The sequence below is a fragment of the Coleofasciculus sp. E1-EBD-02 genome (assembly GCF_040218245.1).
In the GTDB taxonomy this organism is placed as follows: Bacteria; Cyanobacteriota; Cyanobacteriia; order Cyanobacteriales; family Coleofasciculaceae; genus Coleofasciculus.
Window position 1 is genome coordinate 1 of record NZ_JAVJQN010000019.1, and the last position, 26,544, is coordinate 26,544.

The 26,544-nt window shown below is 42.9% G+C and carries 16 protein-coding genes and 1 pseudogene; 11 read left to right on the top strand and 6 right to left on the bottom strand.

What is annotated here, in order from left to right; genetic code table 11:
* A pseudogene (locus RIC07_RS03165) lies at positions 1–319 on the top strand (hypothetical protein); the annotation flags it as partial.
* 74 nt (positions 320–393) lie between these two features.
* Here RIC07_RS03165 and RIC07_RS03170 read toward each other — a convergent pair.
* Both RIC07_RS03170 and RIC07_RS03175 read right to left on the bottom strand, forming a co-directional pair.
* Positions 394–612 carry a hypothetical protein gene (locus tag RIC07_RS03170; protein WP_446393243.1) on the bottom strand — a complete coding sequence of 73 codons (219 nt, stop codon included), beginning with the start codon at positions 610–612 and terminating at the stop codon, positions 394–396.
* Positions 609–908, bottom strand: a complete 300-nt coding sequence (locus RIC07_RS03175; RefSeq protein ID WP_446393244.1) for a hypothetical protein — start codon at positions 906–908, stop codon at positions 609–611. Before RIC07_RS03175 ends, RIC07_RS03170 begins: the two co-directional genes overlap by 4 nt.
* Positions 909–1,142: 234 nt before the next feature.
* Here RIC07_RS03175 and RIC07_RS03180 point away from each other — a divergent pair, with 234 nt between their 5' ends.
* From RIC07_RS03180 to RIC07_RS03205, 6 genes are all read left to right on the top strand, one after another.
* On the top strand, positions 1,143–1,400 hold the full coding sequence (locus RIC07_RS03180) for a helix-turn-helix transcriptional regulator (RefSeq protein ID WP_006098025.1): 258 nt from the start codon (positions 1,143–1,145) through the stop codon (positions 1,398–1,400).
* 34 nt (positions 1,401–1,434) lie between these two features.
* Entirely contained in the window at positions 1,435–1,659 is a 225-nt protein-coding gene (locus tag RIC07_RS03185) for a helix-turn-helix transcriptional regulator (RefSeq protein WP_446376681.1), read from the top strand.
* Between the two features lie 255 nt (positions 1,660–1,914).
* Positions 1,915–2,169 carry a helix-turn-helix transcriptional regulator gene (locus tag RIC07_RS03190; RefSeq protein WP_446376679.1) on the top strand — a complete coding sequence of 85 codons (255 nt, stop codon included), beginning with the start codon at positions 1,915–1,917 and terminating at the stop codon, positions 2,167–2,169.
* Between the two features lie 358 nt (positions 2,170–2,527).
* Positions 2,528–2,890, top strand: a complete 363-nt coding sequence (locus RIC07_RS03195) for a VOC family protein (RefSeq protein WP_446393245.1) — start codon at positions 2,528–2,530, stop codon at positions 2,888–2,890.
* A 156-nt stretch (positions 2,891–3,046) separates the two neighbouring features.
* The gene (locus RIC07_RS03200) at positions 3,047–4,339 is read left to right on the top strand and encodes a recombinase family protein (RefSeq protein ID WP_446393246.1); all 1,293 of its coding nucleotides are present in this window, start codon (positions 3,047–3,049) and stop codon (positions 4,337–4,339) included.
* Positions 4,340–4,663: 324 nt separating this feature from the next.
* A complete protein-coding gene (locus RIC07_RS03205) occupies positions 4,664–5,293 on the top strand; it encodes a pentapeptide repeat-containing protein (RefSeq protein WP_446389165.1) in 630 nt (209 codons plus the stop codon).
* A gap of 295 nt (positions 5,294–5,588) precedes the next feature.
* Here the strand turns inward: RIC07_RS03205 and RIC07_RS03210 are convergent, their stop codons facing one another.
* Entirely contained in the window at positions 5,589–7,151 is a 1,563-nt protein-coding gene (locus RIC07_RS03210; RefSeq protein WP_446393257.1) for a DUF3084 domain-containing protein, read from the bottom strand.
* A gap of 244 nt (positions 7,152–7,395) precedes the next feature.
* Between RIC07_RS03210 and RIC07_RS03215 the strand changes: the two genes are divergently transcribed.
* Positions 7,396–8,553, top strand: a complete 1,158-nt coding sequence (locus tag RIC07_RS03215) for a tetratricopeptide repeat protein (RefSeq protein WP_446393247.1) — start codon at positions 7,396–7,398, stop codon at positions 8,551–8,553.
* Positions 8,554–8,707: 154 nt separating this feature from the next.
* On the opposite strand, the gene RIC07_RS03220 is transcribed toward RIC07_RS03215, so the two are convergent.
* The 3 genes from RIC07_RS03220 to RIC07_RS03230 form a co-directional block, all read right to left on the bottom strand.
* Positions 8,708–9,058, bottom strand: a complete 351-nt coding sequence (locus tag RIC07_RS03220; protein ID WP_446393248.1) for a hypothetical protein — start codon at positions 9,056–9,058, stop codon at positions 8,708–8,710.
* A 139-nt stretch (positions 9,059–9,197) separates the two neighbouring features.
* Positions 9,198–10,223 carry an AAA family ATPase gene (locus RIC07_RS03225; protein ID WP_446393249.1) on the bottom strand — a complete coding sequence of 342 codons (1,026 nt, stop codon included), beginning with the start codon at positions 10,221–10,223 and terminating at the stop codon, positions 9,198–9,200.
* A 166-nt stretch (positions 10,224–10,389) separates the two neighbouring features.
* Positions 10,390–11,328, bottom strand: coding sequence for a type II secretion system F family protein (locus tag RIC07_RS03230; RefSeq protein ID WP_446393250.1), 939 nt, complete (start codon positions 11,326–11,328; stop codon positions 10,390–10,392).
* 325 nt (positions 11,329–11,653) lie between these two features.
* Here RIC07_RS03230 and RIC07_RS03235 point away from each other — a divergent pair, with 325 nt between their 5' ends.
* The 3 genes from RIC07_RS03235 to RIC07_RS03245 all read left to right on the top strand — a co-directional run bounded on the left by RIC07_RS03235 (position 11,654) and on the right by RIC07_RS03245 (position 26,493).
* The gene (locus tag RIC07_RS03235; RefSeq protein WP_044204270.1) at positions 11,654–12,295 is read left to right on the top strand and encodes a hypothetical protein; all 642 of its coding nucleotides are present in this window, start codon (positions 11,654–11,656) and stop codon (positions 12,293–12,295) included.
* Between the two features lie 646 nt (positions 12,296–12,941).
* Entirely contained in the window at positions 12,942–16,970 is a 4,029-nt protein-coding gene (locus RIC07_RS03240; protein WP_446393251.1) for a protein kinase domain-containing protein, read from the top strand.
* A gap of 49 nt (positions 16,971–17,019) precedes the next feature.
* Positions 17,020–26,493: a tetratricopeptide repeat protein gene (locus RIC07_RS03245; RefSeq protein ID WP_446393252.1), complete on the top strand. Its 9,474-nt coding sequence runs from the start codon at positions 17,020–17,022 to the stop codon at positions 26,491–26,493.
* Positions 26,494–26,544 lie beyond the last annotated feature (51 nt).

The following is a 26,544-nucleotide window of genomic DNA, read 5'->3' on the forward strand; positions in this document are numbered from 1 at the left end:
CAATCCAGCTTACACGAGTTTGATTGGATTGGTTAAATATAGTCGGATGTATGGACTATCATCTGATGTGGCAGCTGCCCTAGCAATTGCCAGAAGAGGCATGAATAAGAGTGAGAGATTGCCGCGCTCTGTGTCCGCCTATCTCGGAGTGAATCCGAGAAAGCACGTATGGAGTGCTCTATATCAATTTAATAATTTTATTGGTCGATGCCCTGTAGTCAATCGTAGACACGATTATTACAGTGTCTCTAACTGGGAACCGTTGGTTAAGGCTGATATCGAGCAACAACGCCGGGTATCAGCCAAGCTTTTGCGTTAACGGTTATCGACCAAAAGTTACACCGTGGACTTATACCAAGGCAGAATTACTTACGGGTAGGTTTGTCTAGGTTTTTAGAAGCGGTAAGATTTCAGGATTAGGCGCTGATTTGCTGTGGCTTCTGGGGTGACGTCAAATACAATTTGATAACTAGCTGTGGGGTTATTGGCTTGAAAGATACGCAGGTAGGCTTCGGCATCACTGCGACGGCGACAGCGCAGGATAATCGCGTTTTGCAGTTTGGGAAGGCGATGAACGATGCACCAGGGTTTGAGTTGATCCTTATAACTCATGAGATTTTCCTCGTTGTGGGTTGTTTGGCTAAAGCCGTGTGAATCAGAGTCAAGAGAGTTTGGCGGTGAGGTTCGTTGGTTTGGGGGTGGAGTATCCAGGTGCTGACAGGGGCAGGCTGATAGGTCAGCAGATAGCACTCCTGGGGTTTTCTGCCAGTTCCGCGCTGATTGAGAATTGTCCAAGCGGCTTGTTTGGGTCGCTTGCGGGTGGTGTAGCCCTGTTGTTGGAGGGCGGATTTTATGGCAGCAGTATCTGTGGCGACGCGATGAGCTTCCGTCGCTGGGGATTTTTTCATGGATATTTGGTTAAGATGAGACACTGAAAAGGAAAGACCAGTCAGCCACGCCGTATCTTGACGGAGCTGTTTAAGTTGTCTGGTCTTTGATGTTGTGTTGAAATTGGGAGGGCAATTAACGAGCTGTAAAGCAGCTTTGCAATTACCTAACCTTTAGTTATGCCATCCCTAATATAAGCTGCTTATAGTCAAGATGTCAAGCAGCTTATATAAGGGAATTATATTTAAGCTGAAATGACCGAAAAACAAGAGGTAGAGCAGGAATCCCCCCTAAAAAGCCGCAGAGATCAGTTGGGTTTGACTCAAAGGGATGTGGCTGTAGCTGTCAATGTATCTGTGCAAACTGTAAGTAACTGGGAAACGGGACGGTACAGGGAAGCCAAGCTGACCTTGCCGCAAGTAAAAGCACTTTGTCGAGTATTGCAGTGGACGATTGATGATTTGCCTGATGACTTAGCACCACCGCGATCGCAATCTGCTGATAATGTCTGAGTATATTGCTTGCCACAATATACTCTAAAGTATAATGCCTGAAAAAAATGCTCGACTCACACTAACGAAATTGCGGCAAAGAGCTGGCTTAACTCAGCAAGAACTTGCCAGTGCCATCGGAGTGACGCAAAAGACAATCTCCATTTGGGAAAAAGGTTCGGTTGAGCCTAAGCTGACGTTTGAGCAAACGAAGCTGTTGATGGAGGTGTTGAACTGCACCCTTGATGAGCTAATAGCCGCCATAAAGCACAGCACCTAGAGTCTAGAGCCTGGGAGTGATTGAAAGCTGAAACAGAAGACATAACAGAGTGAGCGACCACTGGTCACTGGTAAAGTATTGGTAGAATGACGATTCTATAAGACACTGAGAAATGGACAGGCATCTGGGAAGCTCTGGAGACAAAAGCTCCAGACTTTGGCTTTTAGATCGCCTGCTTATTTATCCCACACTTCTTATCCAAGCATACTTGGAATATTTTTGTCAAGCCTGCTTGGATAATATTGTTTGGACAACATGAAGGAAGAACGACAGCAAGATCGAGAGTCACGCTTAAGAAAACGGCGAGAGGAACTAGGCTTAACTCAAAGAGACATTGCCCTAGCTCTAGGAAAGACGGATCAAACCATTAGCAACTGGGAGACAGGCATATATGAGCCAAAGATGACTCCCCGTGAAGTTAAAGCCCTTTGTCGGCTGCTGAAATGGAGTTTGGAGGATATGCCAGACGAGTTTGGTATACCTAAATCTCAATCGGCGGATAATGAGTGATCTCAACGAAGGGAAATCTGAATTAAGGCTTCTCAGAGAAGCGGCTAAACTGACTCGCTCTGAGCTAGGAAGGCGCATCGGAGTTTCTGAACGCCAAATTTACAGCCCTGAACTAAAAGTACTCTAAGAGAAGCCGCTCCGCGTCTACGGGCTAAAAGCTTAAACCCGTTAAAACGGGTTGAAAGACTTACCTAGTAAGCTCAATTCTTACTTGAGCTTTGACGCGGACATTTATTTGCTGGCGTCCAAGTTGGCGACATTCTGCTTAAGGAGCGTGCCATTCAGTTTATAGACAATGGCATTAACCCGACTATCCGTCACAATGAAAGCTAGAATCGCATTCAACAGCTAACTCGCCATGCAAATTACCCAATGTCTCCATACAGCTATTCTCGTCTCTAACCTGGAGAGAGCCGAACACTTTTATGGCAACATCTTAGGGTTACCGAAAGTCGAGCGATCGCTAAAATATCCAGGTGTCTGGTATCAGATTGGCGATGTTCAACTCCACCTCATCGTTGACACCACGCTCTCAACTCAACTGCAAAACTCAGAAAAATGGGGGCGCAATCCTCACGTCGCCTTCTCGATTGCTAACTTAGATGACACCAAAACCAAGCTATTGGAACATAACTGCCCGATCCAAATGAGCGCGTCGGGTCGTGCGGCTTTGTTCACCCAAGACCCCGATGGTAACATTATTGAACTGAGTCAAGTTTAGTCATTTGTCCTTTGTCATTCGTCATTATTCAAAACCAGGTTCCCTTGAGAAGGATCGGTCAGGGCGGGTTTAGTTAAGTTAGTCGTTGAGCCAGAGCGTTATCGGTGAAACCCGCCCCTACAAGCCATGTCCGAAAAGCGTTGCGAAGGGTCAAAAATGCGAATTGTTGCCTACCTCTACACTGATCCCCTCTTAGAATCTCCTCCAGATCCAGTTATCTGGGGGTGGGAGGTGGATTACGTCTATCAAGATTTGGGTGGGCGTCAACAGTGGCGACAACTCATTGCTGACTGTCAAACTGAACCGACTGATTATCTGCTGATCCGCCGTTTAGAGGAACTCGGCGACTCTATTACCCAAGTGAGCGATCGCCTCACTCAAATCCAAGCCCTAGGCGTCATTGTTATGGCAACCGAACAATCCTACTGTTCCCATGACACCAACTGCCAAACCAACTTACTCCAACTCCTCAGTGAAGTCCAGCAAGAAGCCAGTTCTCGCCGCCTGCGCCAAGGACATGCCCGTAATCGCCTCAATGCCTTACCTCCACCGGGAAAAGCCCCCTACGGCTACCGACGGGGCAAAGACCGCTATATTCTGGATCGCAGTACCGCCCCGTTAGTCAAGGATTTTTTTGACCAATTTCTGCTGTACGGCTCATTACGCGGTGCGGTGCGGTATCTGGAAAAAAAGTATAGTAAAAAAATCTCTGTGGCAACGGGTAAGCGTTGGTTAACCAGCCCCGTCTATCGGGGTGATCTCGCCTATCGCGACGGAGAAGTGATCTGTGACACCCATAGCCCGATTCTCAACCGCGAAGAAGCCGCCCAAATTGACCGTTTGCTGCGTCGCAACCGTCGCCTCCCGTCTCGAACTGCCAGCGCCCCGCGTTCCTTAGCGGGTTTAGTCGTCTGTGGTGACTGTCAATCTCAGATGAGTGTTACCAGTGTCACTCGCCCCCGCCAAACCTGGAAATATCTTTACCTGCGTCCGGTTAACTGTCCCAAGCGCCCTAAATGTCGTGCGATTCCCTACCAGCAGGTTTTAGACTCCACAATTCAAACCATTTGTCAAGAGTTACCCCGTGCCGTAGCCGGGATAAACCTGCCCAACTTGGATGAGGTCAAGCAATCTCTGAAGAGCAAAATTGCTGAGCAAAAAGGGGTATTAGACCAGCTTAACCACTTAACCGCCACAGGTGTTCTGGATACTGAAACCGCCCAGCTTCGCGCCTATAAGCTTCGCACCGAACAGTCTCAACTCCTTTCCCAGCTTGCTTCCCTACCCCCTGTGAATTTAGGCGCGATCGCACAAACCGTATCCATTCCCCAATTCTGGTCAGATTTATCGGAATCTGAGCGCCGATTTTACTTTCGAGAATTTATTCGACAAGTCCAACTCATTCGCCAGGGTAAAGAGTGGCGGCTTCAACTGATTTTTATCTTCTAAGTACCTGGACATAAATTCTGTCCGCTGTGCTAAGAAATATTAACTAGCATCAAATCCTTACTGTTCCCCGTTCCCTGTTCCCTGTTCCCTTGTCCTAATGCTCAACTTGAATTGTGTCCGACTACTTAGTTGACACGGTATCATACAGGAGTCCGAATAGAGTATGATATCTAGTTTGGGTGCATATCGTGACTCATGTAAGTTATCCTGATTATTCTATTCATACTAGGTAAATCGAGGATAATCCCATCCCAACCAGGTGCAACTGCCTCAAACCACTGATGAATTAGAACGTTAGCGAGAGGCTAAGACCTGGGAATTTTTATGGATGCTGCTGAATTGCTAAAGGGTTATGCTGCCGGAGAGCGAGATTTTGAGGGAGTTGAACTCCGGGGAGCCTATCTGACTGAAGCAATTCTCAATGGGGCGAATCTGAGGCGCAGCGATTTGAGTGGTGCTAATCTCAGTGGCGCTAGTTTAAAAGGATCAAACCTGAGCGAAGCCAATCTGAGTCAAGCCAACTTAAGCGTCGCTAATTTAAGCAAAGCTGAACTCAACGATGCCAATTTAACGGCGGCTGAGTTAGTCAGAGCCACGTTGATTGAATGTAACTTAAAACGTGCGAATTTGACAGAAGCGCATCTGCGGGAAGCTAGCTTGATGTTTGCCAATCTTGCTCAAGCCTGTCTTTATCAAGCGGATTTACACGGTGCGATGCTGCACCAAGCTATTTTACATTGGGCAAGCTTAAAGAATGCAGATTTAATTGGGGCAATCCTACAAGGGGCTGATATGAGAGGCGCTGATCTCTCTCAAGCCTGTTTAATTCGCGCTGATGTCTCCAAGGCAATTTTGATGGTTGCTGATCTGCGCGGGGCAATTGTCATGGGGGCTAATTTTAAAGCTGCCGTACTCACAGGCGCGGTTTTGCCAGATGGAAAAATGCATCAGTAAGCAGGTGGACACAATAAAAGTTAACGGTGGAGAACTCGCTTCGCGAGAAGCAAGCTACGTCATTTGTCATTCGTCCTTTTTAAGCCGTTGTAGCTTGGCAAGGTTAAAACGTTGGTCATATCATGTCCGGTCAAACACCCCTAATAAAAACGCCTAAAACCTTTGTTGCTACAGTATTGCAATTATGGGTAATCGTTAGGACATGATATGACTTTAGAGTTTGTAGTAAGCGCTAAAGCGCTTCTGGCACGCTTCGTGCCTACTACGAACCCAACCTAAGTCAGTGACATTCATCTTAAGTGGTAAAAACGATTTGTCCATTCTGAATCGCGACTAACTGCATTTTCAATGGTCCGGCTGTAGAGGTTTGGTCTTGGGCGATCGCTCTCACCGCCAGAGGTTGCTCAGATTCGGCTAACTGTTCTATAAAGCGAATCAGGGTAGACGGATCACCATCGGCAACTTGAATCGGACCGAGAACTCCAGCGCGACGGGCGCGAAATTGAGAGGCGGCGAGTAACTGGTCAATGCGCTGTTGTACTGCCTTATTTGTCAAGGTTGAAGCATCAATAGAAACAGCAGCTAACACCTCCCCCGGTTCAAACACCATTTGATTGAGCGCTGCATCAGCAAAGGCTTGAATCGGCTTTTCCCCAACCACATAGTTTCCGGCGGAGAGAATTCGCACCACATAGTCTTCACCATCTTGAATTTGCTCGATTAACTGTTCGGCTTGGGCTTTTGTAATTTGAATCAGGGGTTCCTTCAGTTCCTCAGATCCGGGCAAAATAATTTCTGTGGCGGTTCGATTGGCTTCCCGCAGGAGTTGATTAACCGCCTCAGATGCGGCTGACGGTTCAACAATACGCACCACGCCAAATGCCAGCACTTGACCGCGTAAAATTGCCACATTACCCTGACGCAGGGCTTGATAGTTCTGATAATACTGCTCCAGAATATCGACTTGCCGTTCTAAAAATGCCAGTTGTTGTTCTTGCTCTTGTAGTTGTTGGTTGCGTTGGGCGATGAGGAGTTCCCGTTGGGCAAGTTCCTCTTCCAGTTGAGCCAAGCGAACTTCCCGTTGAGCGATCGCCTCTTGGAGTTCGGCTTGCAGTTCTTGAAGACGGGCTTCCCGTTGGGCGATCGCCTCCTGAAGACGAGCTTCCCGCTCAGCCATGGTTTCAATCACGTTATCTTTTTGGGCAAGTTCCTGCTCTTTTTCCCTCAGTTGCTGATTTCTTTGCTCAAGTTGCTGATTTCTCTGCTCAAGTTGCTGGTTTTTTAGCGCCAGTTGCTGGCTGGTTTCCTCCAGTTCCTGATCCCGTTGAGCCACTAACTCTTTAAGCTGGCTAATGTCTGCATTAAGTTGATTTCGTTGCTCAATTAACTGCTCACGTTCAGCCAAGAGTGACTGAATTTCTGAACGTAGATTACTTGCCTGTTTTGAGATATCTCGCAGTTGAGCTTGAGCCTTCTGGAAATTGCTGTTCAGTTCATCCAGACGTTGTTGCACTTTGGCTTGCTCGGCTCTAGTTTTAGCCAGTTCGCCCTCTACTTGTTGTTTCTGGGCATTAACAACTTCCACATCCCGACGCGCATGTCTAAGTTGTCGCAGAATGTTATCCAGTTGAAACACCCCTTCCCGCAGGGATTCACTCAGACCGAAGAGAATACCCAAAGTTGAGGCAGAAATCAAACATCCCGTCATAATCGTCACCACCGTCGCCGTTTTACGAGGACGTAAGTTAAATAAACTCAGCCGCGCCTTGCCGACTTTCGTACCAATGCGATCGCCTAAAGTTGCGAGGACTCCTCCCAACAGTAATATTGCCACGATCAGGATGTAAGCGCTGGTCATCACGGTGCTACGTCTGTCCAGATACAGCCTATCTTATGGCTGAGGCGGATTATATATTTTTTAGGGTTCATGGTTCATTGTTCATTGTTCATTAGGATTGGGGAAATTCTTCCTCATCTCCTCTACCCCCTGCACCCCCGCACCTCTGCACCCCTGCTCCCCTGCATCTTTGCTCAAATTGTGCATAAGATCTCAGTCTTGAGAGATAGATGCCATTGAAAGCGATATATCAAGGATATCTACCATGCAACTCAAGCACATTGGACTGACAGCCGTTGTTACTCTCTTAGCAAGTGTCTCCACCTCAACCTCTGCCCTAGCGACTCTACGGTACAGTCCAGAGGGTACACCAAATCCTTATATGCTGGAACTGGAAAATCCTCAGATTGCTCAAACTCCGTCTAGAGAGTTGGTCAACTGGCTCAATAAAGGAATGTCTTTAATCCAAGCCGGAAACTATGCTGAAGCCGTTAAAGCTTATGACCAAGCGATTGAAATCAATGGGGAAAGTGCTGAGGCTTGGATGGGTCGCGGGTTTGCTCTATATGGCTTGGAGAAGTATCCAGAAGCCGTTACAGCGTTCAATCAAGCGACGGAACTCGATCCTAGTTTAGTTGGGGCTTGGGTCGGCTTAGGTATGGCTTTGGATGATACAGGCAAACCTGAAAATGCCCTCGCTGCTTATGATCAAGCCTTGAAAGTAAATCCTAACAGTGATTGGGCTTGGTTCCATCGGGGAATTACCCTGGGACGGCTAGAACGTGATCAAGAGGCATTAGAGGCTTATGATCAAGCTGTTCGCATCGATCCAGACTACGAACGGGCGTGGTTCAATCGCGGTTATATCCTGGTTGAATTAGAACGTTATCCAGAAGCAGAAACGTCATTTGCCGAAGTCGTCCGCATTAATCCAAATAGTGAGCCAGGTTGGTTCATGCGCGGTCTGGCGTTGCTTGAAATGGAGCAAAATAATACCGCTCTCAAAGCTTTTGAACGGGTGTTATTAATTAATCCAGAGAATGCTAATGCTTGGTATAACAAGGGCATTATTCTCGAAAACTTAGACGGGGATGATTGGGAAATTTTTGCCACTTATGACCGAGTAGTACAACTGATGCCAGATGATGTGGGTGGCTGGTTTAAGCGAGGGAATGCTTTACTGCGTTTAGATCGTTACGCAGACGCCTTGAACTCTTATGATCGGATGTTAGAACTTGAGCCTGATAGTGAGGTGGGCTGGTATAACCGGGGAATCGCCCTCGCCCTGCTGGAACGGTATCATGACGCGATCGCATCCTTTGATGAAGCCCTACGTATTAACCCAAACAATACAGAGGCGAAGGAACATCGCGACAAATTGCAGGAACTGGTACAGCAGCAACCCCAAGACGCGATCGGATAATCAATTGCTAACAACAGATACAGGGGCATTTGTCATTTGTCATTTGCCCTTTGTTTTTTGTCCTTTGTCTAATAGCCTTTATATTATGCCAGACTGTGTAATAAATTTATTATACCTGTAGTTATTTTGCAAGCCTCATTAACCTTTTTACTTTCTACCAAGTGAGTGCTTCTGGCGCTAACTCAAATAACTTTTTCAACTCTGGGAGCAACTGTTGCTGACGCTGCATTTCTTTCCAAATTGTGGGATGTTGCATTCTTTGTAATGCTGTAATCATAGGATTGAGTTGCTCTGAAGGGGTGTCTGTTTCCTTTTTCTTAATATATTCACCCAATCTTGCCCGATAGTTGTAGAACGCTTCTTTTCTAGCTTCGACTAGATAGTCTCGGTCATTTAAGCGTAATACATCAATCGTATAGTCTGCTCGTTGATAACCTTTTGAATCTAGAGAATATCTAGGCAAAAAATAGAACGTATCAATTAAGTCAATTTCCAGAAAATCCATCGGATCTTCCTTTCGCGGATCGATAAGGACTGGCTCTCCCTGTTCTGGCTCCACTACCGGAGCGCCCCGTCTTCGCGCAATTTCCCTCAGTTGACCCGTTTTATCCGAAAAAACAGCGTACTTATTATTTTTGCCGCCATTACATTGACCGCAAGCATATAAATAATTTTCCCACGGTTGCGGCTTGGCAAATTAGAGGACTATGGGTTGTGACAATAAATTGAAGATTGGGAAAATGTTCTCGAAACCAAATCCCGATTCGCCGTTGCCAGGTAGGATGAAGGTGAGCATCAATTTCATCGATGAGGACAACACCAGGAGGAATAATTTTTGTTTTGTCATTGGGATCAAAAATAGATTCATAGCCGTAAACTCGAGTAAGTTGGCGAATCAGTTCAAAGGTTAGGCTTAAAATTGAGCGATACCCATCACTCAATTCCTCAACTGGCAATCGACAACCATTGCCATCAACAAATTCAACACCTTTAGAGGAAACATGTTCTAGACGTGCTTGATGCGGCAAAAATTTACTTTGATTGACAAACTCTTTCACTGAATCAATCAAGTTACCTTCTGGATCACCTTCCAGTTTCTTAAATTGTAAATCTTGAAGCCACTGTAAACATTCAGTTAGAGCCACATCTTCACCAAACAACGATAAGTGTGCAGCTAATTTAGGATTAGAGTAGAAAAGCTTATCATAATCTTTATCGCCGCCCCTGAAGCGTCGAAAGGGACCAAAGCCAGCCGAAAACCAGCCGGACTTACCACCCCATATACATCGCGTTGGATCAAAATCATCCACCTTATTAGGCTTTATAATGACATCATTTCTTTGTTGTAATATCATTAAGCGAACTGGTAATAAGTAATTTACCATAAGTCTACCTCTTCCAGAAAATTTATCAAAATCACTGTCATAGGATAAGTCAAGCCGGATAGTTCCTTCTTTTTGCTCTTGAGTCAACCAATCATTCCAGTTTTGCCGCAAAGCAACGGCTTCAGTCGGTCCTACCAGTGCTAGAGCAACAGAACGTAATAAGGATGATTTACCAGAACCGTTATCACCAATAATGACATGCCATCCAGCACATTTGAAATTGATATCCCAAGACAAAGACTGGATTGAACGAATATTATGTATTATGATTTGGTTAATATACATAATCCCCTCATTTTAAAATTAGGAATAAAAAAACTCAACAACACCTGACTATTCTAGGACTATACAGTTCTTGACCTCAAACTATGCGATCGCGCTTTTGAGCCAATCTTCCAAAACCCTCTGCGTACCTCTGCGCTTCCCTCTGCGAACCTCTGCGTTGAAACATTCACTCCGGGAATGAATCCAGCAGTACCGATATCCCTCGCACACCCACCACCGCCACCAAACTGCCCATCACCACCAGGCTTAAAAGTCGTAAACTAACCTGTAGCGATCGCAGTCGTTGTTCCAATTCGCTGTCATAGTGTTGGGCTAAGCTTTCCAGCGTCTGATCCAAGGTTCCGCTGTCTTCCCCGGTGCTAATCATCTGTAGCGCTGTTGCGGGTAATTTACCCTGGAGACTCTGACTCAAGGGTTGACCCATGCGAACGCGCCGTCTAGCCCAAGAGAGTTTGCCTTTCATCACTGTATCTGGGATATGTTCTCGCAGTAAATCCAAGGCGGTGAGGATGGAAACCCCACAACTTAACGGTAATCGTAACTTAGCCAGATAGAGGAGCGATCGCGCCTGCACGATTTTCCCGAAAATAGGTAATCGTCTCACCAGTTGCAGCCACAAGGGACTGGAAAAGCGAGACACTAGGACGATCATCACCCATAATAGCAGTGCGATCGCGAATCCTCTTAACCAAAACTCTGGTTTAATAATTCCTGTTGCATTGGGGTTAAAAATAGCCGCCGTTAACACCAAAAATCCCCAAATTGTCGCTATGGCTGAACGTTTTACCGACCCATATAATCGTTCTTGTCTCGCTTGCACTTCAGCATCTTCGGCTAGCATTTGACAGGTTTGGGGGAGAGAACCGCTATATTCAGCTAAACGGATTAAGCTAATCGTCCAACGGTTAAAATAACGGCGTTCACAGGTTAAGGCGGTGGCGAAATCTTGACCCGAACCTACGGCGAGACTGACTTTTTGTAAATAGCGTTTAACGGCTGGGTTTAAATCATTTCCCACCAGGGTTAAGCTTTGCTGTAGATTTATACCCGAATTGAGTAATTTAGCAAGCTGGGAGAAGATTTTAGCATTTTGGCGATTTGTCATTTGTCCTTATCTAGGTTTACTACCCCCTTTATAATCCAGTCCGCTTTTAGTGAGATTAGTTTAACCGGATTTGATATCAGACCCCTTCCCACACCCTCCGTGAACCTCTCCCGACGCTTCTCCTACAAGGAGAGGGAAGCGAAATATATTTTTGGAGGGGCTTTCATACTCCTCCTTCCCTTGCAGGATACTGCTGGAAAACTTCTGCCTTCTTGCACTAGGTTTGGCGACTTTCCAGGAAAAATCGCGATCGCTAACGTTTTCAGGTAAACTCAAATGTTGCTTATTCCAGCCTTATGACCCCAATCTACGGAGAAATATAACCTTGGCGATAGAATTGCGATCCTATGTCTATATCGATAGTTTACAGCCGCAGCACGCGGCATATATGGGGACAGTGGCGCTAGGGTTCTTGCCATTACCTGGGGATACGTCGCTATGGATTGAAATCTCACCCGGTATCGAAATTAACCGGATTACCGATGTGGCGCTCAAATCGACCTCTGTACGTCCCGCCGTGCAGATGGTGGAACGACTCTATGGGGTTCTGGAAGTCCATGCGAATAAACAAGGCGAAACCAGGGCGGCGGGGAAAGCGATTTTAGCCGCCCTAGGCGTCGGTGAACGAGAACGTCTTAAACCGCGAGTTGTCTCTAGCCAAATTATTCGCAATATTGACCCCCACCAAACTCAACTGATTAATCGCACCAGACGGGGACAGATGATTTTGGCAGGACAAACCCTTTATGTTTTAGAAGTCGCACCAGCCGCTTATGCTGCTTTAGCCGCTAATGAAGCGGAGAAAGCCGCCTTAATTAATATCTTGCAAATTTCCGCTGTTGGCAGTTTTGGACGCCTCTATTTGGGCGGTGAAGAACGGGATATTCTGGCAGGTTCGCAAGCGGCGCTGACAGCACTGGAGAGTGTTCCTGGGCGAGAACATCCCGGCGCTGGCGGGAAGGAGTAAAGTAGGGGAGCAGGGGGAGCAGGGGGAGTAGGGGGAGCAGGGGAACCAGAGGGAGCAGGGGGAGCAGGGGAAGCAGGGGGAGCAGGGGAACCAGAGGAAGCAGGGGAACCAGAGGAAGCAGGGGAAGCAGGGGAAGCAGGGGAAGCAGGGGAAGCAGGGGAAGCAGGGGAAGCAGGGGAAGCAGGGGAAGCAGGGGAAGCAGGGGAAGCAGGGGAAGCAGGTGTGCGGGGGTGCGGAGGAATAGTAGCTGTTAGTATCTTGCGATCGCGCTTTCTGGTAATGCCTCTATCCAATCCTAGGAATGGAAACTCAAAACCTAGAACACCAGTCAGTGTCATCAAATCAGTCTACGGAAATTTTCCAGGAGGTATGATCGGTTGCTCTACTAACTCCGCTACTTGTTCAGAACTTACGCAGCTACACCATATATATTGGTTAAGGTGCGTTAGTGTAGCGTAACGCACCCTACATATAAAGCCTTTGCGTAAGTCCTATTGTTGAATTTTTGGCGCTGCTTGCTATACTGCCTCCACTTCTCCTCCACAGGCAGGACAGCTATTTGTTATACTTAAGCAGAGTTTTTGTGCTTGCACCATGAACACATCTCATGTAGCTTATTAAATTAAATAATCTGATTTACTCTAGCATGATTGGACAAATCCTGAATGAGCGATACAAAATTATTGAGGAATTGGGACGCGGAGGTTGTGGCATAACCTATTTAGCTAAAGATCAATATAAACCAAGTAAGCCTAACTGTGTTGTCAAACAACTTCAGTCACTAAAACCAATAAACCCAAACATTTTTAACCTTTTTGAAAGAGAAGCACAAACTTTGGAACGCTTGGGAGAAAGACATAACCAACTCCCCAGTCTTTTCGCTTACTTTCAAAAAAATGAACAGTTTTATATAGTTATGGAATTTATAGATGGACATGAACTGAATGATGAAATTTATGCAAATGAACAATGGAGTGAGACAGGAGTCATCGGATTATTGCAGGAGATTCTGGAGATATTAGAATTTGTCCATCAAAATAATGTTATCCATCGGGATATCAAGCCTTCAAATATCATGCGGCGAAAGAAAGATGGAAAGCTTGTCCTAATTGACTTTGGCATAGTTAAAGAGGTAGTTGCGGTCGATGAGCAGACGAAGCAGACGAGGGCTACCGCTGTTGGGACTAAAGGCTATAGGTCTCCTGAACAGTGGAATGGAATTTCTAGACCATACAACGATGTCTATGCAGTGGGAATGTTGGGAATTGAAGCCTTGACTAGGGAAATGCCTGATTCACTACCCAAAGACCAGAAGACAGCCGCAGTGATCTGGCGCGATCGCGTCTCTGTCAGCGATTCCTTTGCCAAGGTGTTAGAAAAAATGGTGTGCTATGAGTTTCAAAATCGCTACCAAAATGCACAAGAAGCATTGACAGCACTTCGTTCTTTACAAACACCACTACCACCGGATGGCGATAATTCAACTGAGCTACAATTATCAAATACTGCTACACATAACCGGAAAATTGAAAAGTATTTAAACGATTTCATTAAAAAGTACGACCAAATAGATGATTTCATGCAGCTACGCGATCAAAGCGTAGAAGATGATAAACAGTCTTTGAGTGCTTTATACATCGAACCAAAATTAAGCAAAGAGCAAACATTTAATAAAATATACGAGCGGGTACGGTCAGAAAATCAGCAAACTAGGTTAATCATCACTGGTAGTCCAGGATTTGGTAAAAGTACATTACTGCAAATGATTGGGGTAAGGTTCGCCCGCGAGGAGGCATCGAAACAAAACTTTCAAAAATGGAGGATTCCCGTTTTTATTAAACTGGCAGACTACGCCTATAAATATGCAGAACAGGAAGATGCAGATTCTTATGTTAACTCTCAACCTTATAACCTCCATAATTACATTTCTGAAGTTCTCACAAAGAATTTCTTTTTCCCGCGTAGTCCTCAAGAAATAGAGGAGAATCTAAGGGAAGGAAAATATTTATTATTACTGGATGCTTTAGATGAAATCGGTAACGACCAGACTCGCAAACGAGTGTGGGATAGTATTGACTCGGTTACGAACTATTCTAATGGTAATAGTCTGATTACTTGCCGTTCAGCGATTGCCAAACAATACCAACTACAAAGATATTCTTACACTAATGAATTGCTTGAACTAGAAGAAAATCAAATTATAGAATATGTTCGGGCTCGTAAACCTTTACTTGGAGAGGAAAAAACTAACAAGTTAGAAGAACAAATAAAAAGTAATTCTAAAACTAAAACTATACTAAGTAACCCGCTGTTGTTATACATGACGGTAGGCTACTTGAAAAACGCACTTGAACTACCGTCTAACTTGAATGTTAAACTGTTCGCAGACCACTTAATTAAAGAGCGTCCCAAAAGGCGCGGTAGTAACCTCATTCCTGAAAATCAGCGATATAAGTATTGCCAGTATATCGCTCAGCATCTTCATGAAAGAAAAATTAAGACAGAGCTTAAAGAAGTAATTATTGATGTTATTAAAAAGCTTTCACGACAACTAGATTTAAACGAAAAGGAGGCTAATTCTTATCTAAATTTTCTAGTAGAAGACATAGGTTTAATAGAGATATCTGATGAAAGATGTGAGTTTATTCATTTCACATTTCAGGAGTTTTTTGTTGCCTCGTACTATGGCGATCAAGAATCTAATAAATTAGAACTGATCAACGCGGCAATTGCTAACCCTTCTTGGTGGTTTCAAGTTATTGTTAGATACTACAATTTGAGCCAAGACTACGAACTATTAGAACAGCTTATTGATGAAGATCGTAGCACTTTTGCTATCGGCACAATGATGGCTGTTGATTGTCTAATAGAAGTAGTTACAGATGAAGAAATTAGTGAACATAACCATTTTTTATATAATAAACTATTTGAGAGGCTAAGGGAGATATATTGTAACTCTCCTTACGAATTACAACGAGATCAGGCGTGGCGGCGATTGAAAGCTCTGGGAGGTGCCACGGTATTTAGCTTTATAGACAATGAGCTAGATCCTGGTAGAAGTGATCGTCGCCAAAAATCAGCCCTAGCAGCTTTGGGAGAAATCGCGACAAATCAATCTGTAAAGCTCTTGGGTGAAATGATCGATATTTACCTAGAAGATGAAAAAAAACCAGAGCTATTTTTTGCGGCGATTGGTGCGTTGATTGCTACTAGAAATAACGAAGCTAAAGAAAAAATTAAAAATATCTTTGGTGATTTGATTGAGGAAGAAGAGAACGATCTGATAAAAGAGCTTGTCAAACAATTAGCATGTAGTAACCTACTCGATTATATTAATATACTGCTGGAGCAGCTAGAACAACCCGAACTTCCGATATGGCTGCAAGTGATAATTTTGAGGGAATTGGGTAATCCTCCTGACTATAGCAATGTTTTCCCGGAAGTCATAAATATGTTTTGGCATCGGCTTCAGTTGGCTAACGCCAACGCATTACAGGTTGAGATATTGCTCGATGCTATTAAATTTGCCGCCCCAGAGGATATGCGAAATTATGCAAAATCAATGCTAAGGCAAGATAATACAGCTATTGTCGCATCGGCTGTTCGGTTCTTTAGGTATCAGCAAGATACTTCAGTATTAGAAGATATAATCGATCTGATATGCAATTCTCAGGAGCGAAAACTACAAGAAGAAATATTGACAACTTTGGTAAGAATAGGAAGGGAATATTTGAATAAACAAGAAAAAGAGAAATTAGATATAGAATTTTTATGTGATTATGTCAAGGAAGAATCTATCAATTTATCACCACTCTTAAGAGAACAGGTAATTGTCACATTGAAAGAACTTGATAGTGAAAATTGCTTTGATGACTTATCATCAAAGCTTAAGAGTTCTCAAGTAGATCCAGAAATTCAGGTTACTATTATCAAGTCAATCTATAACATCAGCCAGATTCAAAATATTGAACTTAAGGGTAAGCGTGATTTAGGTCAAACCGTGCTGAATTATCTGGAAAATAATCGAATTGAAGATGATACTTTATTAAACTCTATAGTCTTTCTGATTTTTAAAATTAGGAATCAGTCACAGGTAAAAAGACTATTGGAGTTTGCGACTCCTGCTAATAATTCTTGGTGGGGAAGATTAGTCACTAAAAAACCAAAAGCCAATAGTCAGAGATTAAATAAAGAGATAAAGTGGCTGTTAGGGAAGGCTTTGATTGACTATTTGCTAGAAAATGACTGTCACCGCCGATTCAAATCTGATGTAAACAAATGGATTGATAATTGTATCAGTCAAGATGCTACCGACGATGAACTAGCATCTGAGGCGTTTAAGTTGAAGCTGCACCTGTCTGGAGAAAAGTTAGATATTCTGCGCGATGCTCTAGAGGATAGACCTTATATTTGTCTAGCAGCCTTGGAGAATCATCACGAGTTTCCACCAGATGAATTACTACGAAGATTGCGGGCTTTGCTAAATAACTACAATAAATACAACGATGAAGTTGTGAACTATGCTATAGAATTGTTAGGTAAATGCGGGCAACAACATGAACGAACGCTCAGTGAAACCGAGGGAATTTTATTTCGACTGATAGAGGACGACAGGTATAAACAAAAAGCGTTTGAATCTCTTTCTAAGTTAAAGGGGTTACTGGATTCAGACTAATTCATAAAATTCATAAAAAATTGAAACATCAACCTTGGTTAATATACTTATGGAAACAGATTACAACTTAATTGACAGACTAAAAGCAATTAAACCTCTTTTGATCAATCCTGATACGAGTGTTATCGAACGCTATGCAGGGATATCGGAACTTGCTTTGTTCAAAAACTGGCGGAAAGTAAGTCTTTTAACCTTAGGACTGTTTGATGCTAATGCACAAGTTAGAGAACTAGCCGCTGATGTATTAGAGCAAACTTACGATATGGGCAAAAGCTCCCGTGCTTTGCTGATACTACTTGAAAACGAGTGCGAAGAACTAAGAAATACTGTTCACGGACAGGATAAAGACAAATTCCTAGCTTTATTGGACACCATGAGACCTTTACTTCGGAAAAAAGGTCATCATGTAGATGGAGAATTTGTAGATTGCTATTGCAAGCACGTACTTATTATTTTAAAGGAGTTAGGGAAGAAGGCTAGGCAGTTTCAAGATGAGGATAGCAAGATTCATCCCTTAAGACCATTGCTTCAAGATGAAGAGAATAGGTGGATATTGAAGTTAATTCGGGAATGTTTGTATAGCGAAGAGATTTACTGCCGACGAGATGCAATTCTAGCGATAGGGGAATTAGGTCTTGAATTTGACTTACATGATAAATCTCCCTTCGATTTGATTTGTGAAGTGATCGACCGTCCTGAAAACCGTAACGACCGTAATGTTACCTGGGATGGAGTTAAAGCACTTACATCTCTGAGTCAACAAAATCCAGATTATTTAGAACGTTTATATAAGGTTATTCGGAACTTCTATAATAATCGCCAATATAGTACTGATGATGGGCGAGCGGAAGAGTATCGCTTCCATACTCGCGGACACTGTATTGAAGCTTTTGCTGAACTGATCGAATATGAGAATTCGTCAACTTTAATCAAAAAGCTGAACGAGTTAATTGAAGATGGCAAGCAGAAAAAATTTTTAGATATAATGGGCTTTTATCAACAAGAAACACGTCAAACTACAAATGCTTATAGTGCTGTTAAGCGCACTTTTGTCAAGATATTACTTAAAATTTATCAACATGAAAACTCTAGTTCCAATAACCAGTCCACGCGAAATCAGCATGAAATACTAAACATTATCAGTACATGGGTAAGGAGCAAAGATTCCTCTCTTCGAGCTACCGCTATTAGCTTTTTTGGCAATTTGCCAGATCTTTGTCAAGCAATAGATTACTTGCTGAAGAATGCTGATAGAAACAACAAGGATATAGTTGAAGATAATAGACATCAACAGGAATTAAATCATTTATTAGCAGAGCGTAAAGAAATTATCACAGTACTTGGTACAGTACTTTCTCAAGCTATAGAAAAAGAATCTGCTCCGTTCAAAGAGGAAGCTTTAAAGTTTTATCAGCTTTTGTGGACTTGGTCTTATCCAATTAAGGATGGTAATGAAAAGGAATTAAAAGCGGCAGACGATGTGCGTTTGTTAGCTTTATGGACGCTATATAACTTAAGTGCAAAAACTACAGATATTCCTTCTTTACCCCAATCGGATATTGACACATTGCTGTCCTCAGAACAAGAACCATCTTTTCGTAGCGTACTGGAACTATTTCGGGCGAGGAATTCGGGAGAGCGATTTAGCGAGCAATTACGTCTAATTGTGCAAAGTAACGATGACCAACTGATCCGTGCCTGTGCCAGGATTGAGTTGTTAATCCAAGCCAAGGAGCAAAACACTCTATCGGATGAGGAAGATCTATCGGAGGCAGAAGTTAATTACATTCACAGAAAGATTCGTCAAATCAAAATAGGACAGCTTACAGAAATACCCTACAGCTTGGCTGAACGCTTTATGCCTGTATTGGCAGAAATGAATCAGTCAAATGCTACCCAGCTAATTGGCAATTTATTGAGGGACAATAAGTTTCCTAAAGTTCAGCTAGGCATTCAATTACGAGAAGCTATTAGTGGCTATCATTGCTATCAACTCCGCGAAGTTATCTTGATGCTCCTGTTAGAGGAGCTAGATAAACAATATAAAAAAAGCAAATTTTTACGCTTAAATTATCTAAATTTACTACGAGCTGGGGAGTATAGTAAACAACAGGAGCAAAGTGCTTCCCTGGAAATACCAGTACTGGAAATATCCGCATTTGATCAACAAGAACAAGAATTTAAAAATCGAGTACTCAAGGGACTACAAGATATTGCTAAGAAGTTTGAGACGCTAGAGTTACCAGTTATATTTAATCAGAAAAGGCGTGTAGCAGCATTAGAATCAATGTTTTTTTCCAGCGTCAATACTGTACATACTGTACTTTACGCAAGTGATGGCAGGGAGAAAGAAGAAGCAACCGTAAACGTATATTTAAAGTCTCAAACGTTCCCGAATAGTTGGATATTTTTGGATAAGGCGATGGCTGACACAGAAATTGCCAAGCTTATTCGATCTCGGCTAAAGAAAACTGAGCCACAGAAACTTTCTGACCATCAACTCCGTTTTACTAACATCAGGAATAGCCTAGTTGCTAGAGTTGAAGCGATTGCTGATGACGGAGTAATTCTAGATATTGGTTTGTGTCGTTACAAGCCTAAAGTCAGATTTGATGCTATGTCATCTTTAGATAAGAGGAATAATTATACTAGGTTGCGCGGGGTTTTACTACCTTTTGAAATTCTTAGCATTACCTTTGATACAAGCAATGGTGCAGATGAAATTGTCGATCTAACACTCTCTCGAACGGGAAAAGATTTTGAAAACGAGTTTGCAGAAGATATTATAGGAAAGACAGTCCAAGCTCAGATTGTAGCTGTGTCTGATGAAAACGAAAGCGAAACAGGTGTTATTTTTCGGGTCAAAGAAACCGAAAAGGATGTATTAGTACCGTTAAAAGAGTTGAGCTGGTTAAGCGATAGTCCTTGGGGATCAAGTGACTGGCGAACCGAGTTTGAAGAGAAAAGGGATAGGGGTGAAACTCTAGAAATAACATATAGCGGACAGTATTGGAGTTTGCGCGATAACTCTCCCAAAACCGATAATTTTATCAAGTTATTATACGATCAAGGTACAGAAGAATTCGATTTAGTATACTCAGAAAAAAGAGATGAAGGATATGTATTTGAGATAGAACCGGGCAGAAACTGTTATGTACCAGCGGAGCGCTTACTGAACAACGATCAAAATTTTTTCCTGCCTAGTAAAGAGATTAGTTCTGGAGACATATTAGGTGTTAAATTTGTTAGATCCGAGATCGATAGACAAAAAGAAGTATTTCTAAAGGTTGTAGATTGCATTCCTAACGAATGGGGTAAAAATGAAGGGGGAGAGGCGAGAGTTTACAAAGGAATGAGGATAGTTGGTTCTTTACTAGAAATCAATAATGGTACGGGCAAACTGAAGCCCTCTGTCCCTGAATATCTTAAGGATAGTGAGTGTCTATTTACAATCAGAAACCTACCAGTTGACCATCTAGCTGCGGGCATCAAAAACGGTAGCCTGGTGAGTGGAAAAATAAATACAATTGACAAGAAACGCCAAGAAATCACCTTAATCTATGATGCTGTGGCAATGCCCAGCCAACTGGAATGGGGACAAAGTTACCCGTGCCTGATTGAGGATAACCCAAAACTTGAGGATTATAGTCTAAAGCTTCGTTACGGCAATGTGCGCGGTGAACTCCGAGAGAGTTACATGACTTACAGTCACGAGCCTTTACTATTTGATGAATCAAAAGGCAAAAGCAATTACTCCAAAGGCGCAAGTTTGATGGTGCATCTAACTAAGCCTGTCCAGTGGAAGAAAGTTTATGACGAGATTGTTACGGTCAAACAACCAGAACAGACATTAAGCAATCTAAAAATTGAGGGTAAGAACCCCACTAACGGAGATGTGGTTAGCTTTACCAACCCAAATGTATCTTTTGAACGCTGCGATCGCCAGCGGTTTAGTTTTTCACTGGACGAATTCACATTCAAAGGCAATCCCCCGATAATCTATGAGGGAGATCGCCTTGAATTATTGAAACATTCAGAAGATTCGATTCACCTAACATTAGAACGGGCTGCTCGTGCTAAATTTACCATACTTCCTAACCTAGATCGACGTAAAGAATGGCCTAAGTGGAAAACAGTTTTGCAACCCGGAAAACCTTACAAGTGCGTCTATATAAACATAGATTTCCAAACTAGAAACTACCTGTTTGAGGTGAGTCTCGGTAGGGTTTTTGCTCTCCCTCTGTCTTGTGTAAGTCCAGCCACATCTTGGATACTAAACGATGATATGGAATGGAGATTGACGAATCAGACGACTGTTGAAGTTCGGCAACGGGGAGAAAATAACTTCAAGAGTTACCAGTTACATACTGGCGATTTCCTCACCCTGTACCGCCCTCAGTCACGCAATTCTAAGAGTGAGAGTGTAGTGGAACTCCACAAATTTGAACCCAGTCCCCTACATTTTGCGGCTGAACCCTGGAAGTTTGCAGGTGCTTCTTGGGATTTTGGTGTCAGCCAAGATGACAAACCCATTCCTATTATTGCGAAAGTCACGGACATCCCATCTCAAGTAGGCATTTACCTAGAATTGGCTTCGGTATCAAGCCCTGATGAGGAGATTCGTCTGCGTAGCGGGATTATTGGTGTTTACAGTCGGGACAAAATGAGCCTCCCAGACAAGCAACGCTTCGATAGGTGTGAATTCAGGCGCGGTGATGAGGTGAAAGTTATTCTTAGCCAACCTCCTGAAATTAACAAAAAAGGTCGGCTTGACCTAGCACTCAAGGGAGCTAAATATTCTGAAACCTCCCAACAAACAATAACTGAAAAGTTAAGAGAACTTCAAGGACAAATCCAAACAAATTTCAGTCAACCCAAAGAAGGTACGATTGTGCGTTACGACCGAAAACGTCACGCTTTTTTGGTAACTCTGAAAGAGTTTTCTCAGTGCCAATGCTGGTTATCTGATGATGAGGTGAGCTTTAGCTTGGTTCGTAACTATCAGTATCTCAGAGCATTTGGAGACGATATTCCTTCAGTATTTACAGTATTGCGAGTAAATATTGACACCCTAGAGCTAGAACTTAGTCTCAAAAATAACCCTAAAAATAATATTGACGAGGCGGGATTGGAATTGAGGTGGTCTCATGGCGATCTTTTAAAAGGAGCTACGTTCATAGGTATGTTGAACAAAATAGAATCGTCTAGCTTAGAAACCGAATTATTGCCACAGTCTGCCGCCGACAGTGAAGAAAATAGCTGGATAGAATCATCTGTAAATTCAGAATTCAACTGCTCAGAAATTGTGGCTATAGAAATTAAACCAGGAATAATAGTAGATCTACCAGTAGAACGTTTCCTTGTTCACGGCACAACCTATAACTCAGAAGATAAAAACATACGATTACAACCAGGCGATCAAATAGCATTGCGGGTTATAGAACAAGATGAAGGTTGCTACAGTCTGGATGTTGTCAGGTTGTTACCTGCTCAAATTAATCGGTTATCCAATCCCAGTCGTGTCGTGTATGCTGAAATTAAACAAACGGGCGATGAAGTTGGGATAAAAATTCAAGGTTACGACAAAATATACGAAAAGTATCAGTGCCTTATAGATCCTCAATTTCAACAAAAGTTAGATCAATTAAGAAATCCAGATCTATTCAGGTTTATACGCCGTGACAATAAGACCATCTATTTTGAACCTTTAGAGTTAAGAGAATTGAAGAAGGGCGATCTACTGCGAGTCACTTATAAAGAAACTACTGAAAATGGTATTCGCGTACTCTTTGGCAAAAACCATAAAGGGTTTATTTACAAATCCGAAATCAGCCATCGAGTGGACTTTGCTCTTAGTGAATTTAATGCCGAACCAGATGATTCCTTTGAAGCAAAGATCAATAGAGATGTGACTGATGCAAAAGATGTAAAGTTTACTCTTAAGGTAGGAGTTAATCAAGGTTTTGATTACTTCCTTGACAGTCGCGTACAGGAAAAACTCGTTAACCAAGGACTTAACGCAGTATTGTTTCGACAGGGACAAAAAAAAGATTATATTGATATTGAGGTCAAGCCTGGGAGAGTTATACGGGTTTACTATGATAAAATCCAAGTTGCGCCCAATCTCAATAAGACCAAGCAACAACTAAAGGACGAGTTAACCCCTGGGGATGAACTTCAATTCAAGTTGCTCAAGCAGCAGAACCAAATCTATCTTCAACTGATTGATATTATCAAATCTTTATCATCTTATCTTGACAAGGGAATGGTAGTTTTGGCTCGATACGAAGAACGGACTTCATCTTCTCATCAGTGGATATTTTCTTTACCGGAATACGCTCCTCGTAAAGGAAGAATGAAAGGAGAACTTCAAAACCCCTTCGATCAAAATTTGCGCTTGGCGGTTGAATCTATTCCATCAGATCCCTCCTCCCTAGTTAATTTGCGACTACCATCAACTGAACGTAGGGAATTCGTATTACGAGTTGAGAATATTAGTGGCGATCGTATCCAAGTACAGAACCAGGATGGTCAACATGACTTTTTGTACAGTTCGGAAGCTACATATCGTATTAACAACCACATCAATTATCTGCAAAAACAGCTTCCGGTTGGGGAAGTGATTGTTGGCAATAAAAATGGAGAGCAACTCTCGTTGCGACATAACAAGCCAACGCCATTCACTTTTCTGCGGCGATACTTGCAAACTAGCTCGAAAAGCAGTCAAGAATTAGAACTAACTTACGTGTGTTCACAAGGCGATGACCGTATCTTTGAAATTAAACCAGGGCTATCGATCAGCATACCAGCAACAAAACTATATTTTTACGATCTTCCTTGTCAAGATTTTCAACGTTTCTTTCACGGTGATGTTTTTACTGTAAGAATTGAGCGATCTTCCGAGGAGATAGAGGATAAATTTCGTGTCGTTATTTATAAAATTAACTTATCAATTTTTCACGATTTGCAACCTCATCAATTTATAGAAGCACAAGTGCAGGAAATTGTAGACGGTAAGGGAATAGTAGTCAAAGCCAAGCATTTGGAATTAGAGCAATTTATCAGGAAACAAAACTTGCTGGAAAAATCAACTAACCCTTACATTGAATGCGACAATATATGGCTGAAAGTCGATTATATTAACCGTGAAAATTATTACATTAGATTAATGGAAGTCAACCGCCCATCTTTAGATACATTAAAGGTAGATACAGGAATAGGTAAGCAGGGACAATCGTTCATTATTTATGGTAAAATATCCCAAAGACTGGAAAATAAAATAAAGCTTGATGTGGTGGGAAATTCAATAGAGGTTTGGTTGTCCCACCTGGTTTGGTTTGATGATACCAAAAATACTACGGTGGATGAAGTATTACTGCCGGATGAGCAGGGATTGTGGGTTTCTGTATTCACAAAAGGTGATGAACTGCGTGCCAACCCAAAATCGATCCGTAGTTCTAAAGTTAGTAAGCAACTGGAAGAAGGAAAAATAGTTCAAGCGCAGGTGTTGCAGATTAACCAAGACAAGCAGGGTAATCCTAAGAGCGTGTTATTGGATGTAGATGGAGTCCGAACCCTGGTAGAGAATACTGATATAGCGTGGGGTGTTCCTAATAACCTCCCCAGCGTTGAACCAGGCACTTGGCTGGCTGTCAAGATCCTAAAGTCAGAATCCAATCGATATGAGCCTAAGAAGCAAAGTTTTTTGGTTAGCTGTCGTGCAGTTAGCAGTTTCTTGGACGAGTTATCCACGGGTAAGTGCTTTAACGCTAATGTACGTTACACGTTACCTCATGGTCTAGTTTTTGGTTATCAAGGAGCCTTGGGGTATATATCCAATGAGGAGTTAGCTTGGAGTAGAAACACTAAGGCTCAAGAGATGTTGGCATCAGGAGAACAGATTACAGTATATAAGGTGGCAGACTGCGATCGCCTATCGCCTTTTAGCCTCAAGCACAAGTCACAGATTGAAGATTGGAAGAGGGGTGATGAAGTTGAAGCTATAGTTCATCGTCAGACGGAAACTGGCGTATACATTCGGGTCAAAAGTCTTTGGGCTTTTGTGCCAAGCTATCAACTGGGTTCCGAGGAACTGGCGGCACTATTGGAGAAAAAGAAAATTGTCTTGCGTTTGGAAGATGTGGCTGTGCAGCAAATGAGGATTTCGTTCCGTCCAGTTGGAGAGGAAGGTTCGCGCCCTAATGCAACCCAAACCTCTCCAGAAAAAATTCGTCAAACCCTGGATATTTGCTACATGACCTCTTTCAATCGCTTATCACTAATGTTACAAGAGCGCAGCCCCAAGATTGTAAAACTTCTTGCCGAGGACTATCTCAAATTGGGGAATCAGTGCCGCAAAGAAAACCCTCTTGAAGCTCTAGAGGCTTACACTCAGGCGTTGGAAATAGCTCCCAACTATTCCCAAGTTTTTTACAACCAAGGCGAACTTCAACGGGAATTAGCACAGGATGGAAAAGAGGAGATCGAAAAGGCAATTAGTTCATATACCAAGGCACTGGACATCAATGAGGAATGGGGTGATACCAGTCCTGATAATGCCTACTACAGCCGAGGCTTGGCTTACGCCAAAATAGGAAATCATCAGTCAGCGATTGATGATTTTAACCAGACTATAGCTCAAAATCCCAACTATACTGATGCCTACTACAACCGAGGTAGGACTCACTTCAAAATAGGAAATTATCAAGCAGCCATTGAGGATATTAGCCGAACTTTATCTCAAAATTATAACTACCCTGATGCCCACTTTATCCAAGGTATGGCTCACGTTAAACTGGGGAATCATCAGGCAGCCATTGATAATTTTAACCAAACTATAGATCAAAATCCAAATAACGGCAATGCCTATTACTATCGGGGTATTGCTCATTTCCAACTCGATAACTCTCAGGCAGCGATTGAGGATTTTAATCAGACTTTGACTCAGAAGCCTAAATACACCTATGCCTACTACTACCGGGGTATGACTCATCTGCAACTCGATAACCCTCAGATAGCGATTGAGGACTTTAACCAAGCACTCCGACAAAATCGGCAATATCCTGAGGCTTACTATGGTCGGGGTGTGGCTAACTTCCAACTAAAGAATTATCAGGCAGCAATTGAAGATTTTAATCGGGCAATTCAGCTAAAACCAGACTACACAAAGGCTTACAATAAACGGGGTGCAGCTCGCTGCCAACAAAAAGATTATCAAGGGGCGATTTCTGACTTTGAGAGGGCAATTCAGCTCAAGCCTGACTATGCGGCGCACAATAACTGCGGTAAAGTTCGCAGCCAACTACAAGACTATCAGGGTGCAATTTCTGACTTTGAGAGGGCAATTCAGCTCAAACCTGACTATGCTGAGGCGTATGAATGTCGGGGGGGTGTTCGCAGCCAACTACAAAATACTCAAGCAGCGCTTGCAGATTTTTATCAAGCATTAGAGATATTTACACAACAAAGAAAGATAGATGATTGCCAAAGGGTACTAAACAAAATCAAAAAGCTAGAGCAATAACTCTTCATTTTAATTTGAAGAATGGGTGGTGGAATTAGCTCAAAATCACAC